The sequence below is a fragment of the Pseudomonas quasicaspiana genome, from assembly GCF_021147825.1.
Taxonomy (GTDB): Bacteria; Pseudomonadota; Gammaproteobacteria; order Pseudomonadales; family Pseudomonadaceae; genus Aquipseudomonas; species Aquipseudomonas quasicaspiana.
Genome location: NZ_JAGTPI010000032.1, coordinates 1 through 14731, shown reverse-complemented (window position 1 = coordinate 14731; position 14731 = coordinate 1). Strand labels below are relative to the sequence as shown.

Here is a 14731-nt window from a genome sequence, read left to right as displayed (position 1 = left end):
GCGTCTGTACTGGCCTCTTCGCGAATGAATTCGCTCCCGCCGGTAACCGAGGCAAGACGCAGAATCGGTAGGACCGAATTCATTCGAGAGGCGGTATTTCGGCGAAATACAGGCTGCGGATGTACCGGCCTCTTCGCGAATGAATTCGCTCCCACCGGTAACCCTAGGCCAGACGCAGAACCCTGTGGGACCGAATTCATTCGGGAAGGCGGTGTTTCAGACCAAACATGGGCGGTGTCTGTACTGGCCTCTTCGCGAATGAATTCGCTCCTACCGGTAACCCAGGCAAGACGCAGAATCCTGTGGGACCGAATTCACGGGAAGGCGGTGTTTCAGGGCAAACATAGGCGGCGTCTGTACCGGCCTCTTCGCGAATGAATTCGCTCCTACCGATAACCCAGGCAAGACGCAGAACCCTGTGGGACCGAATTCATTCGGGAAGGCGGTGTTTCAGGGCAAACATAGGCTGCGGATGCACCGGCCTCTTCGCGAATGAATTCGCTCCTACCGGTAACTCAGGCCAGATGCAAAACCGGGCGGTATTTCGGCGAAATACAGGCTGCGGATGTACCGGCCTCTTCGCGAATGAATTCGCTCCCACCGGTAACCCTAGGCCAGACGCAGAACCCTGTGGGACCGAATTCATTCGGGAAGGCGGTGTTTCAGGTCAAACATAGGCGGCGTCTGTACTGGCCTCTTCGCGAATGAATTCGCTCCTACCGGTAACCCAGGCAAGACGCAGAATCGGTGGGACCGAATTCATTCGGGAGGCGGTGTTTCAGACCAAACACAGGCGGCGTCTGTACCGGCCTCTTCGCGAATGAATTCGCTCCTACCGGTAAACCAGGCAAAACGCAGAACCCTGTGGGAGCGAGGCTTGCCCGCGATGCATGTGTCGTAGTTTCAAGACAGACCACGTTATCGTTTATCGTGGGCAAGTGGGAATGCCGTCCAGCCGCTCCTACAAGGGAATGGCATTCCAACCTGACATTTGTAGCCTTACAAAATCGACAACGGGTAGTTGATGATCAGGCGGTTTTCATCGAACTCGTTGTTGCTGAAATCACGACGCATAGTGGAGTTGCGCCACTTCAGGTTGAGCTTTTTCAGCACACCGCTCTGGATGGTGTAAGCCAGTTCGGTTTCCCGCGCCCATTCCTTGCCATCATTGGTGGCCGATGTTCTGACGTTGTCACCGCTGATGTAGCGGTTCATCAGGGTCAGGCCCGGGACGCCCAGCGCGGCGAAATCATAATCGTGACGCAGTTGCCATGAACGTTCCTCCGCGTTGTCGAAGCTGGCGTTGTAGCTATCGTTGGCCAGGGTGCCGCCACTGGTGCCGTTAACCCGCATCCACGTGTCGCCACTGACTTTCTGCAAACCCACGTAGAACACATGAGCTCCATACTTGGCCGAGAACAGCCCCGAGTACGTCTTGTTATCCAGCTTACCGGCCAGCTCCCGCCCGTCCTCCCCGCCTTTGAAGAAGCCCAGATTCGCGCCCAGCGTCCAGTCACCCAGCGGCTGGCTGTGAACCAGTTGCAGATACTGCTGGTTGTAAACGTCTTTGAGTTCCGCTCCCCACAGGCCGACCATGGTGCGGTTCTGGTTGAACTTGTATTCACCGCCAACGAAGTTGAACCGGTCAGACACGCCACCACCGAAGTTCATGTCTTCCATGCTGGCATCGTTACGCGGGCTATTGCCCTGAAACTGGCCGCCATACAGGGTCAGGCCGTCGATTTCATTGGAGGTAATCTGCGCGCCCTGAAAGGTCTGCGGCAACGAGCGACCGTCATCGGAACGCAGGATCGGCAATACCGGCATCCACTCCCCCACCTTCAACTCGGTTTTGGAAATACGCGCCTTGCCCGCGACCGCCAATCGACCGAAGTCATCCGCCGGACGTCCGTCACTGTGGCGGGGCAACAAAGCCGTGCCGTAAGTACCGCCACCGCCGTCCAGCTTCACCGACCACATGCCCAGCACATCAACACCAAAACCCACCACGCCCTGGGTGAAGCCGGACTTCGCATCCAGAATGAAACTCTGAGTCCATTCCTCCGCCTTGCTCTGCGGGTTTGAAGGATCGACGAAGTTGCGATTGATATAGAAATTGCGCAGGCCCAGATTGACCTTGGCGTCTTCGACAAAACCCGCAGCCATTGCCGAACCCGGCGCAATCAGCGAAAGGCCCAGTGCGGTGGTGCTGAAGCCAAGAACGTTGGCTGCAAGGGTATTTAATTTAGCCATTTTTGTTATCCCCACTTTCATTTGGACGAGCACAGCCATGCGCGCCCTTGAAAAGGCTCGCATCGCCGATGGAAAGTTATCTGCAAGCCGTCAAAGGCATTCCAGGACGGCTTGGCTACTGGCGTTGGTCGTCAGGGCTTACTGCCCGGCACGCACCTTGGCGATTTCGTCGTACATCAGCTTCACCAGACTGCCATCCAGTTTTTCCGAGTACTTCTTGATCACAGGCTGAACGCGTTCGCGGAAACGGTCTTTCTCTTCAGCAGAAATATCGTTCACGGCAACGTTTTTCTGCTGCTCAAGATAACCACGCGCACTTGCCATACTGCTCGCGGTGACTTCTCGCTGATACTTCTGAGCCTCTACAGCAGCCTCTTTAACCAGCTTTTTCTCATCATCATTGAGCTTGTTCCAGGTCTTCTGGCCAATGATGAAAGACTGCGGATTGAAGATATGACCGGTGGTTGAAATGTATTTCTGCACCTCGTAGAACTTGCTGCCCTGAATTACCGTGAGCGGGTTTTCCTGGCCGTCGATTACGCCCTGTTCCAGGCCGGTATAGACCTCAGGGAATGCCATCGCCACCGGGTTGGCACCCAGCGCATTGAAGGTGTCCAGATAGATCGGCGACTGGATCACGCGGATTTTCAGGCCCTGCATGTCTTCGAGTTTATTGATCGGATGCTTGCTGTTGGTCACGTTACGGAATCCCAGATCCCAGTAACCCAGGCTAACCAGCCCTTTGCTGTCCAGTTGTGCGGCAAGCTTCTGTCCAACCGGGCCGTCGATAACGGCATGAGCCTCTTCGACGTTGTTGAACAGGAACGGGAAGTCCAGCATGGCGAAGTCCGGCGCTTGAGCCGCAAGGATGCCGGAGTTGAGTACGGTCAGGTCCAGGGTGCCGCCTTGCAACGCGGAAACGGTGACGACGTCGCCACCCAGCGTGCCGCCCGGAAACAGCTTGACCTTGATCTTGCCGCCACTGCTTTTGGCCAGCAGTTCGGCGAACTTCTGCGCGCCCTGCCCCTGAGGATGCTCCTGCACATTCTGGAATGCGAAACGCAGGGTTCGCTCGCGAATTTCCGCCGCGTGGCTGGCCATGCTGCCCAGTAAAAGGCCTGTGGCGCAGGCACCTGCCAGCAGGGTTTTCATCAGTTTTTGCATGTCACTCTCCATATTGTTTTTAGAGTCGAGTTACGGAAATGCCCACCGACATCAGCCGGTGAAAAACTTCAGCGGTACAAGCACCAGCGAAGGGAACAACACCAGCAGAAACAGGACAACAAACTGCGCCAGCATGAACGGCCAGACACCGCGGATGATTTCATCCATGCTGATTCTGGAAACGCCGCACACCACGTTGAGCACCGTGCCCACGGGCGGCGTGATCAGGCCGATGGCGCAATTGATCATGAACAGCACCCCGAAATACACCGGATCGATACCGGCCATGACCACCGCGGGCATCAACACGGGAGTCAGCAGCAGAATCGTCGGAGTCATGTCCATGGCGGTGCCCACCACAATCACCAGCAGCATGATCACGACCAAGAGAATCGTCTGATTGTCCATGAACGGTTCAAGCACGCCCGCCAGTTGCTCAGGCAACTCGGCGATCGTCACCAGCCAACCGGAGACCATGGCTGCAGCGACCAGGAGCATCACCACCGACGTGGTTTTCGCGGATGAAAGAATCAGGTCGTACAGTTGGTTGATCTTCAGCTCCTTGTAAATGACCAATGCCACAAACAGCGAGTACACCGCTGCGACCACTGCCGCCTCGGTCGGTGTAAAAATGCCGAATTTCAGGCCGAAGACAATTATCAGAGGCAAGCCGAGCGCCCACAGGCCTTCGATCAACGCGCGCATGATTTGCGCGGCACTCTGCTTGGGAGGCGGCTGAATATTTTCCTTGCGGGAGACGTACCACCAGGCCACTGCCAGCGAAGCGCCGAGCATCAACCCCGGAACGATCCCGGCCAGAAACAGCTTGGAAATCGAGACGCCGGACGCCACGCCAAATACGATGAACCCGATGCTTGGCGGGATCACCGGGGCGATAATCCCCCCTGCCGCGATCAAGCCCGCCGAGTGAGCCCGGTTGTGCCCGGCACGCACCATCATCGGCACCAGCAGCGCGGCGAGTGCAGCCGCATCGGCCACCGCAGAACCCGACAGCGAGGCCAGCAGGCAGGAGGCAAGAATAGCCACGTAACCCAAACCACCGCGCTTGTGCCCCACCAATGCCATGGCGATGTTGACGATGCGTTTGGACAGGCCGCCCGCGTTCATGATTTCGCCAGCCAGCATGAAAAACGGCACGGCCATCAACGGGAAACTGTCGGCACCGTTGAGCAGGTTCTGCGCAATGATCTGTGCATCGAACAGATCGAGCTGCACCATCAACGCCACGCTGACCAGCAACAAGGCGAAAGCGATTGGAATGCCCGGCGCCATGGTGGCGATCAGCGAACCGAGAAAAATAACCAGAGTCATGGGTGAGTTCTCTCGGTGGTCGATGACGGGGTATGGATGTGCTTGATCTCCTCGGCGGCATCGCTGTCAGTGACCATCACCAACTCGTCGTCCGCCAGCTTGCCGCTCAACACCAGGTACAAGTCATACAACAGAATGACCGCAGCACAGGCACCGAAGACCAGCCCGGCCGCGTAGAACAACGCCATGGACAGACCCGACGCTGGCGCGACCACATCCAGATTGATAACCGCTTGTTGCCAGCTTCCGCTGAAGATCAGCCAGCAGATGTAGAGCATCAGCACATGGCCGATGACCAGACAGAAACGCTTGCCACCCGCTGGCAAACGACGTACCAGACTGTCGAAGCCCATATGCGCACGTTCTTTGAGCGCTACCAGCGAACCAAGAAAGATCATCCAGACGAACAGCCAGCGCGACAGTTCTTCCGAGACGCTGATGCCTGAGTTGAAGGCGTAACGGAGCACCACGTTGCCGAAAACCAGAACGAGCATGCCAATCATGCAGAGCACGATGAGCAACTTGAGCAGCTTGAAATACAGGTCGACTATTCTTTTCATTATTATTGCCTCGCGGAAACCCTGAACCTGACGCGATTAACCCGGCATCGCTGTTACCGGGCTGAACCGGTCTGAGGTGCGCACGCGCAAACGCCGCGAGCCATTACATTCGGGGATAACAGTCGAGCACAGAGAGGGGGATCGAGAACAAGTAATTGCGGTCGCATGAGGGTGGCTCCATTGTTTTTATTGTCCCTTCGCTCTGATGGCAAAGGTTTATGACATGGAAAATGTACTAACCGGTTAATTCGGTCAATATCCAAAAACGTTGGTTATCGACCCTTAAACCGAAAAGATGCGTATCGAATATTCTTGAAATTCCTCGAAAACCAACCTCTGCGAAGACATTTCCTTCGAAAAAGCGGATCAAAATAGCCGCAGTAGCACGATTCACGAAATACAAAAGCGTGCGATTATCGATTATTTATCAGACTAAAAGCGGCTTGTCCGCCCTGAAGTCGCACACCAGGCCCCAAGACATGCCCAAGCATCCGCCATTCTCCGGCGCAAAAATCGCCTTGCTTTGCGAAGGCTTGATATTGAGCTACCTGCGCGATGACAAAACTTCTATTCCGTGGCCTGGCCTCTGGGACCTCCCCGGTGGCGGACGCGAGGGCGAAGAAACGCCGCTGGCGTGCGCACTGCGTGAAACCGAGGAGGAGTTTGGGCTGACCATTGCCCCTGAACATATCGTCTGGACTCGGGTTTACCCGGGCCAGGGGCTGGGCGGCCTCGATACCTGGTTCTTCGTGGCACAGGTTCCGTCGGGAACATTCGCCAACATACGTTTCGGCAACGAAGGCCAGCGCTGGGCTGTCACGACCATAGAGGCTTTCCTGGCGAATAACGTCGCTATAACGCACTTTCAGCATCGGCTCAGGGAATATCTGTCGAGCCGCTCTGGTGACGGCCCCGAACCATCAGCACGTAACTAAAAAACGCCACTGGCGGCTGGCACGACTTGCGCATAACATGCCGTGATTCCACATAGCCAGATATCACCCATGATAATAGCCAGCCTGCGCAGCCACCTGACACTCTGGTTCGCCGGGTTGTCGCTGCTCGCCCTGCTGAGCGTGGGTTTCTATGTCGGCCATATCGCCACCGAGCAAATCAAACAAGCCAGTGGCAGTTCGCTGCTGAGCACCGCCAAGTCAGCGGCAATGATGCTGGGCACTCAGTTACGCGAGCGTCAGCTTGAGATATTCCTGCTGAGCCGGGAGCCACATCTGGTACGTGGCAACCTGGATGACCCGGACATTCTGCCGTCGATGGAGTTGCGCACCCAGTCTCACTCCGAGTACGCCTGGATGGGTGTCGCTGACATCAAAGGCAACGTTCGGCAGGCGGTGCATGGCCTGCTGGTCAACCAGTCCGTGCTGGAACGCCCATGGTTCAAGGCCGGATTGCAAGGACCGTATACCGGCGATCCTCATGAAGCGGTATTGCTCGCCAAACTGCTGCCCGCCAATGCCAGTGGCGAACTGCTGCGTTTCATCGATTTTGCTGCGCCGATCCGCACCGCCGACGGCACCGTGGTTGGCGTGCTGAGCGCTCACGTGCACTGGAGCTGGATGACCCGAATTGTCGAATCGGCCATTCTGCGTGAAGGCGCGACCGCTGATCTTGAAGTGCTGATCGTCAATGGCGATGGCGTGGTGCTGTATCCACAACAGATGATCGGCCAAAAGCGCCCCGAGCTGCTGGCAACGCAGCGACTTTCTAGCAGCGAGAAGCCAGCCGGCGCGCCGGAATGGACAGAAAACGCCGACTATCTGTCCAGCGTGTTGAAGGTCCCGACGCCACCGTCCGCCAATCTGGCCTGGTTCATCGTGGTTCGCCAGCCTCTTGATACCGCGCTGCAACCTGCGCGGATCCTGCTTTATAAGCTGTTGATATTGGGTGTGTTCGCCGCGCTGGCGTTTGGCCTGGTCGCTTACTACCTGGCGCAGCACATGAGCCGCCCTATCGAACAATTGGCCAAGGCTGCCAAACAGGTTGAGGCCAAACAGCCCGGCGCAGATTTCCCTCAAACGCATTCGGTCCGGGAGATCGCCCAACTGGGCCAGTCCATTCAGAGCATGACTGAATCGCTGCTGACCAAGGAACGCGAACTGCGAGACACCAACGCCTCTCTTGAGGCCACCGTCGAGCAGCGCACCGCTGCCCTCACCCAGGCCAATGCCGATCTGTTGAAAATGGCGACCCATGACGCCTTGACCGGTGTTTACAACCGTCGCCGCTTTGACGAAAAGCTTGCCGAATGCAACCAGCTGTTTGAACGCAGCGGCCGCCCCTTCGCCCTGCTGTTCATCGACGCGGATCACTTCAAAAACGTCAACGATACCTACGGCCATGCCACCGGTGACGACGTGTTGCATCAACTGGCTCAGATCATTCATGAAAATACCCGCGCCACCGACTTCGTGGCCCGCTACGGCGGTGAAGAGTTCGCCGTATTGCTGCCAGAGCCGGAAGGCGCGGAAAGTCCGGAAGTTGTTGCAGAAAGAATTCGCAAGGCCGTTGCCGATGCAACCTTCGACCTGGTCGGGCAAGTGACCGTGAGCATCGGTATTGGCCTGGCCGATACCGCAGATGCCAATACAACTGCGTTGATCAAGCGGGCCGATCAGCAGCTTTATTATGCCAAGGCGTCAGGCCGGAACAGAGTGGCGAGCAACGCCACCGTGGACCTATAAAAATATCCGTCAGATTGCTGACAATCTGGCGGGTTCGCTTCTGTTTACAGCTGCCTACGACCGTTCAGGTTAAAGCTTTGGCCTCAGCGGTCGAAGATTACCCATTAAAGAATAATTAATAAGTTTTCCGAGGAGCAGCGGCATGGGGACATTCAAGGCCTTGTATGAGTCCATCGAAATGCAGTTTTTCGATTCTCTGACGAAAAAGCTCTCCAGCCTTTTTCTGCTGGTTGCCGTCAGTGGATTGCTGTACTGGATTGCCTTGAGCATTCGTGCAGACATCGTTCAGCAGTTACGCGGCGCACAACTGGACGCTGCCCTGCTCGGCCAGATTGAAGGCAGCCTGAACGGGCTCAGCAACGCCATCCTGTTCAGCACGCTGTTTACGCTGTTCATGGTCAGCTTCATGGTCTGGTATTTTCGCCACCTGATCGTGCGCCCGGTCACGCACATGACCAATGCCCTTGCAGAGATCGCCAACGGTGAAGGCGACCTGTCCAAAGACCTGCCCCTGCTGACCCACGACGAGATTCGTGTGCTGGCCAGCACCTGCAACCGTTTCCTGGGCAAGCAGCGGGAAATCATCAGCAACGTCCAGGCCCTGACCGTACACATCGCCGTTGAATCGGCACGCTCGCTGAAAAACATCAGCGACTCCAGCGACAGCGCCACCCATCAGGCACGCTTTGCCAAGGAAGTGATGGATCAGAGCAACATGGCGGTAGGCAATATCCAGGAGGTTTCCCAGCAGACCCAGGGCATCTCCAGCACCACCGCGCAGAACCTGAGCATGGCCCGCGACTCCTACGCCGAATTGCTGGAAGTCACCGGTAACATCAGCGAAATATCCAGCAGCCTCAATGAATTCGGCACTCTGGTGTCGGCGCTCAATCAGCGCTCGACGAGTATCAAGTCTATCGTGGGCCTGATCCAGCAGATTTCCTCGCAAACCAATCTGCTGGCGCTCAATGCGGCCATCGAAGCAGCCCGCGCCGGAGAAAGTGGCCGGGGCTTTGCGGTGGTCGCCGATGAAGTCCGCACTCTGGCGCAGAACGTCAGCAAAGCCACTGACGATATCTCGCAGAACATCGACGCCATGCTCAAAGAGGTGAGCTCTACCCACGAGCAAACCACACAGATCAGCCATAGCGCTCGGGAAACGCAAAAAGTCGTAGAACGCGCTTCGGGTCATTTCGAGAGCATGATCGGCGACTTCGAATCCACCAACGGCAAGCTCGCTGATATCGCCGAGCACATCCTGCAGTTCGCGGAAAGTAACACCGGGATCAACGACCGGGTAACGCAGATTTACGCCGACAGCCAGTCCATTGACCAACGCATGCAGCATTCAGCGACAGCAACCCGTGATCTGTCGGGCGTTGCCGAACGTGTGCAAACCATGCTCGGCAAGTTTGTGCTGGGCCATGGCGCGCTGGATGCCGCCATTACCCGCGCCAGCCAGTGCCGGGACATCTTGCAGGAGCGACTGGCAGAATTGCACCGCAGCGGGCTTAACCTGTTTGATCAAAGCTACAAGCTGATCCCCGGCACAGATCCCAAGCAGTACCTGACCAGCTACACCGAACGCTTCGCCCAGGTCTGCCAGGAAGAGTGCGACAAGCTGACCAAGGGCACCAAAGGCGGCAAGGTGTCTTTCATCGTCGACACCAAGGGTTACTGCCCGGTGAACAACAGCTGGGTATCCAAACCACCGACCGGTGACCGCGCCATCGACCTGCCGGTGTGCCGCAACAAACGCATGTTCTCCGACCCGATCGGCCTGCGCGCGGCGGGCAACACCCAACGCTTCCTGCTTCAAACCTACCTGCGCGACACCGGCGAAATCATGACCGAGATCGACGTGCCCTTCTTCTTCGACGGCCGCCACTGGGGCAACCTGCGGATGGGCTTTGATGCGGCGGTGTTGTTGGCGGAGTGATTGCTGATCAGTGGGTCACGGGAATTCCCGCCGCCGATTTTGATATTGCCCCATGATTTGAGCCGGTCGCTGGACCTGTGGGAGCCGAGCTTGCTCGCGATAAGGCGCATGCGATCTGAGGTCAATCGCGCTCATCCTTATCGCGAGCAAGCTCGGCTCCCACAATGCTAAAAACTGACGAATGAGAACAATTCCGTTACCCTGTGCGCACTTTTTTACGGCGGATATGTCGTGCTGCCTGCGGCCGATTCGTCCTCATCTCTCGGTATGGGTAATTCAATGCGCCTGTTCACACATCTCGCAGTCGGCGTCAGCCTGCTGCTAGCCGGTCAGACCCTGGCCTTCGCAACCACCTATCCAGTCACTGTCACCGACGTTGCCAACCGTCAGGTTGAAATCCCCGCCGAACCAAAACGCATCGTTTTGCAGGACGGCCGCGACCTGTTCACCCTGGCCCTGCTCGACCGCGCAGATCCGTTCCAGCGCGTTGTGGCGTGGAACAACATCATCAAGCGTTCCGATCCCAACACCTGGCAAGTCTTCGAAAACCAGTGGCCAAAAACCGCCAATCAAGCCACCGACATGAAATTCGGCGACGACGGTGATCTCAACCTCGAAGCCGTCGTGGCCGCTCGCCCGGACCTGCTGGTATTCCAGACCCGCGCCCGCGCTTCGCTGGAAAACGCCGGTGTGGCGCAGAAACTGGCCGCGCTGAAAATCCCGGTGCTGTTCGTCGACAGCGATCTGGAGCCGGTGGTCAACAGCCAGAAAACCGTAGCCCTGCTCGGTCAGGTGCTGAACCGCGAAGAAGAAGCCAAGGCCTACATCGATTTCTACAAATCCCGACTGGCTAAAGTCGAAGCCATCACTCAGGAACACAACAAGAAACCCTTGGTGTTCGTCGAAGCCAAAGCTGGCCAGGGCGGCGCATCGGCCTGCTGCTTCACCCACGGCGATGTGTACTGGGGCAAGCTTGTTCAAGCGGCAGGTGGCGTGAACCTCGGTTCGCAACTGCTGCCGGGCGCGACGGGCGACGTCACGCTGGAGACCGTATTGGGCAAACAGCCGGACGTGTACGTCATGACGGGCACCCAGTTCCCGGGCAATACCTCCGTCTCGCCACCATTTGGCTTCGGTGACAGCGTCAAACTCGACGCCATCCAGCGTCAGTTGAAGTTGCTGGAGCAACGTCCGGGCTTCGCTCAACTCAAGGCCAGCCAGAACGGTCGTGTTTACGGTGTCTACCATCAGTTCTACGCCAGCAGCTGGAACATTCTGGCAGTGGAAAACCTCAGTCAGGCGTTCTATCCGGACAGTGCCAGACAACTGGATGCCGACGCCAGCCTCAAGGCGCTGTTCGCCCTGACCGGTATCAAGGCAGTTCCTGCGATTCTGTACGCCCCTGCACCTGCTACCGGTAAATGACCCGCAACCATGACGACCTCTATCGGTAACGTTTCATCTGACACCAGCAGCTACCAGACCCGCTACACCCACACCGTGTGGAAGCGCACGGTGTTGCTGATCAGCCTGCTGGTGATCGCAGTGGTGGCTTTCATTGCCGACCTGATCGTCGGTTCAGGGACGCTGACGTTCGGTCAGGCCATGAGCGGACTGTTGCAGCCTGACAGCGTCGACGCCAGCACCCGCGTGATCCTCTGGGAGCTGCGCATGCCCATGACGCTCATGGCGGTGCTTGCGGGCACCTGTCTGGCGCTGGCCGGGCTGATGATGCAGACGGTACTCGACAACCCGTTGGCCGAACCCTTCACGCTGGGTATCTCTTCGGCCGCGGGCTTTGGCGCATCGCTGGCATTGGCTTTCAACTTTTCCCTCGGCAATGCCCTGCCGGGGTTCGGTGCCGACCTGTTGGTCACCGGCAACGCCTTTCTGTTCTCGTTGCTGACCGTGGGCATCATTCTGCTGCTGACCCGCGGCCATGTAGGCCTGCAAGCGATTACCCTGCTGGGGATCGCCGTGCACTTCGTGTTCAGTTCGTTGCTGGGTCTGGTGCAATACGTGGCCAGCGTCGATCAACTGCAAAGCATCGTGTTCTGGCTCATGGGTTCGCTGCTGCACGCGACCTGGAACAAGGTCACGCTGTGCGCAATTATCGCGGCAATTGCCATTCCGGTGGTGCTGGTTCAGGCCTGGGCGCTGACCGCACTGCGCAGTTTTGGTGAACAGGCGGTGGTGTTTGGTATTCCGGTGCGACGTATTCGGACTGTGATGCTGATGCTGGCTGCGTTGCTGGCCGGTGCGGTGACCTCCGTAGTTGGCATCATCGGCTTTGTCGGTTTGGTGGCACCCCACGTTGCGCGCTTGCTGGTGGGCGAAGATCAACGCTTCACCATCGGTGTGACCATTGCCTGCGGCATCATCTTCGTCACCCTCGCTTCGCTGGCCAGCAAGTTGATCGTGCCGGGCGCAGTGCTGCCCATCGGCATGGTGACTTCACTGATCGGCTTGCCATTCTTCATCATTCTTATCCTGCGCGACCGGAGACTGACTTCCCGATGAGCTTCTCCACTGCTGACTATCGCGTGACGATCCACGGCCGCACCATCCTCGACGGGCTGGCGGTGAAAGCCGAAGCAGGCCGTACCCTGGCGCTGCTGGGTGCCAACGGCGCGGGCAAATCAACGTTCATGAAAGGCCTGTGCGGGCTGACCAAAGCGCAAGGTTCGGCCACCATCGACGGCATCGATCTGCTGGGGTCATCTGCAGCGGTGCGCGCCAAACTGATCGGCTACGTCGCTCAGGATCTGGCACATCTGGACGTCCGTCTTTCCACCTACGAACTGCTGCTGCTCGCTCAGCACGGCAGCGCACGCGGCTGGGCAACCGGCAAGGATGCGCAGCGCAAAGCCAGTGAAATGCTTGAACTGCTGGGTTTGCAGCGTTTTGCCGAATGCCAGCCGGGGCAGTTGTCCGGGGGCGAGCGGCAGATGATTTCCCTGGCACTGGCTTTGGTCCGCAGCCCGCGCCTGTTGCTGCTCGACGAACCCACTTCCGCGCTGGACCTGGCCAACCAATTGCAGATTCTCGATGCGGTCAGCGCTTATACCCGCAAGGAAAACATCGTCACCCTGGCGATCTTCCACGACATGAATCTGGCCAGCCGCTACGCCGATGACACGTTGATGCTGCATCACGGCCGCGTTCACTGCAGCGGCCCGACGCGCAGCACATTGACCCCGGAAAACCTTGCCCATGTGTATGGCGTGGACTGCCGGGCGATCAGTGTCGACGACGGGGCTTTCACCGCGATTTATCCGGTGTCGGTGCTGCAAACCGCGAGCTGACATACTCTCTCTGTAGGAGCTGCCGAAGGCTGCGATAGCGTTTAACCTGACACACCGCTATCGCAGCCTTCGGCAGCTCCTACAAACACCGCGTCGCTGACAGAGAAAACACTTGGCGGCCGCGCAACGCACGACATGCCGTCCCTCCTCCCCTTTTCGCAATAAAGCGCTTCTGCGCCGCGCATTTGTGCCCGCTTCATTTCACGACATGCCAGTAAATTAAAGGCACGGTCCCGCAGAGCGACCGACAGCAAATCTCCAGCTCGCTCAAGAAATCTGCCAACCATCGGGGAGACCTTCATATGACAGCATCGAGTATCCGCAGCTTCAAACTGGCGAGTCTGGCAATCCTTACCGGCTGCGCCAATATGGCGTTTGCTGAAGACATCACATTTGTGTCCCAAGGCGGCGCTTATCAGGAAGCGCAAAGCAAGGCGATCCTCGAGCCTGCCGCGAAGAAACTCGGCCTTACGCTGAAACAGGACAGCTCGCCCAAAGCCTATCCCATCATCAAGACCCAGGTCGAAAGCGGCAAAGTCACCTGGGATGTGGTGGACCTGCCCACCGGCGACTGCGTTCGCGGCCAGCAGGAAGGCTTGTTCGAGAAGCTCGACCTGGCGCTGATCCCCAACGCAGCGCAATTGCCTGCGGAGCTCAAGGATGATTACAGCGTTGGCTACATCAGCTATTCCACCGTGCTGGCTTACCGCACCGACGCTTTCAAAGACGACAAGGCGCCGAAGACCTGGGCGGATTTCTGGGACACGAAGAAATTCCCCGGCCAGCGTTCATTGCGCAACCTGCCACGCCCGACCCTGGAAATCGCCCTGCTGGCTGACGGCGTCGCCCCCGACAAGCTTTACCCGCTGGATGTAGAACGCGCCTTCAAGAAACTGGAAGAAATCAAACCGCACATTGCGACCTGGTGGACATCGGGCGGCCAGTCCGCACAACTGATCAGCGACGGCGAAGTGGACATGATTCAAGCGTGGAACGGCCGCATTACAGCAGTGCAGGCCGACGGCGCCCCGGTCGCCTTCGATTACAACCAGGGTGTGCTGGAAACCAACTCGCTGTGCGTGCTCAAAGGCTCGCCACACAAGGTCGCGGCCATGAAATTCGTCAACGAAGCCATCGACGCAAAACTGCAGGCGGCATTGCCGATGATCATCGATTACGGCCCGCTGAATCCGGAAGCGTTCAAGACCCGCACGATTCCGGCAGAACGTGCTGCCAAGCTGCCTTCAGCACCGGAAAACATCTCACGCCAGGCTTTGCTGTCGGCCAAATGGTGGGCATCGGCAGACGGTATCAAGGCAGAGGAACGCTGGTTGTCGTTTGTGCAGAAGAAGTAAGGACTCTGCGCTCACCTGGAGCGGCTTCGGTCTCAATGGCATCACGCTGTCGTGAAACAAACATTGCCCCTGTAGGAGCGCACGAGCACCGCGAGGCCGCGATAGCGGTGCATCAGACAAGACG

11 protein-coding genes are annotated in these 14731 nt (G+C 57.9%); 7 read left to right on the top strand and 4 right to left on the bottom strand.

All coding sequences use genetic code 11. From position 1 onward, the window contains the following. Positions 1 to 999: 999 nt before the first annotated feature. The 4 genes from KDX30_RS18045 to KDX30_RS18030 all read right to left on the bottom strand — a co-directional run bounded on the left by KDX30_RS18045 (position 1000) and on the right by KDX30_RS18030 (position 5309). Positions 1000 to 2166 carry an OprD family porin gene (locus KDX30_RS18045; protein ID WP_231677135.1) on the bottom strand — a complete coding sequence of 389 codons (1167 nt, stop codon included), beginning with the start codon at positions 2164 to 2166 and terminating at the stop codon, positions 1000 to 1002. A 225-nt stretch (positions 2167 to 2391) separates the two neighbouring features. Then, positions 2392 to 3417, bottom strand: coding sequence for a TRAP transporter substrate-binding protein (locus KDX30_RS18040; protein ID WP_027900488.1), 1026 nt, complete (start codon positions 3415 to 3417; stop codon positions 2392 to 2394). A 51-nt stretch (positions 3418 to 3468) separates the two neighbouring features. Beyond that, positions 3469 to 4749 carry a TRAP transporter large permease subunit gene (locus KDX30_RS18035; RefSeq protein WP_231677108.1) on the bottom strand — a complete coding sequence of 427 codons (1281 nt, stop codon included), beginning with the start codon at positions 4747 to 4749 and terminating at the stop codon, positions 3469 to 3471. Continuing rightward, positions 4746 to 5309, bottom strand: coding sequence for a TRAP transporter small permease (locus KDX30_RS18030; protein WP_099269412.1), 564 nt, complete (start codon positions 5307 to 5309; stop codon positions 4746 to 4748). The genes KDX30_RS18035 and KDX30_RS18030 overlap by 4 nt, the downstream gene beginning before the upstream one ends. A gap of 479 nt (positions 5310 to 5788) precedes the next feature. On the opposite strand from KDX30_RS18030, the gene KDX30_RS18025 reads away from it, so the two are divergent. The 7 genes from KDX30_RS18025 to KDX30_RS17995 all read left to right on the top strand — a co-directional run bounded on the left by KDX30_RS18025 (position 5789) and on the right by KDX30_RS17995 (position 14607). Continuing rightward, positions 5789 to 6244, top strand: a complete 456-nt coding sequence (locus tag KDX30_RS18025; protein WP_231677107.1) for an NUDIX hydrolase — start codon at positions 5789 to 5791, stop codon at positions 6242 to 6244. A 69-nt stretch (positions 6245 to 6313) separates the two neighbouring features. Further along, positions 6314 to 8008: a sensor domain-containing diguanylate cyclase gene (locus KDX30_RS18020; RefSeq protein ID WP_231677106.1), complete on the top strand. Its 1695-nt coding sequence runs from the start codon at positions 6314 to 6316 to the stop codon at positions 8006 to 8008. 142 nt (positions 8009 to 8150) lie between these two features. Then, the gene (locus KDX30_RS18015; RefSeq protein WP_231677105.1) at positions 8151 to 9947 is read left to right on the top strand and encodes a methyl-accepting chemotaxis protein; all 1797 of its coding nucleotides are present in this window, start codon (positions 8151 to 8153) and stop codon (positions 9945 to 9947) included. Between the two features lie 279 nt (positions 9948 to 10226). Further along, positions 10227 to 11372 carry an ABC transporter substrate-binding protein gene (locus KDX30_RS18010; RefSeq protein WP_231677104.1) on the top strand — a complete coding sequence of 382 codons (1146 nt, stop codon included), beginning with the start codon at positions 10227 to 10229 and terminating at the stop codon, positions 11370 to 11372. Positions 11373 to 11381: 9 nt separating this feature from the next. After that, a complete protein-coding gene (locus tag KDX30_RS18005) occupies positions 11382 to 12467 on the top strand; it encodes a FecCD family ABC transporter permease (protein ID WP_231677103.1) in 1086 nt (361 codons plus the stop codon). Continuing rightward, positions 12464 to 13252, top strand: coding sequence for an ABC transporter ATP-binding protein (locus KDX30_RS18000; RefSeq protein WP_231677102.1), 789 nt, complete (start codon positions 12464 to 12466; stop codon positions 13250 to 13252). The genes KDX30_RS18005 and KDX30_RS18000 overlap by 4 nt, the downstream gene beginning before the upstream one ends. A gap of 302 nt (positions 13253 to 13554) precedes the next feature. Next, entirely contained in the window at positions 13555 to 14607 is a 1053-nt protein-coding gene (locus tag KDX30_RS17995; protein ID WP_231677101.1) for an ABC transporter substrate-binding protein, read from the top strand. Positions 14608 to 14731 lie beyond the last annotated feature (124 nt).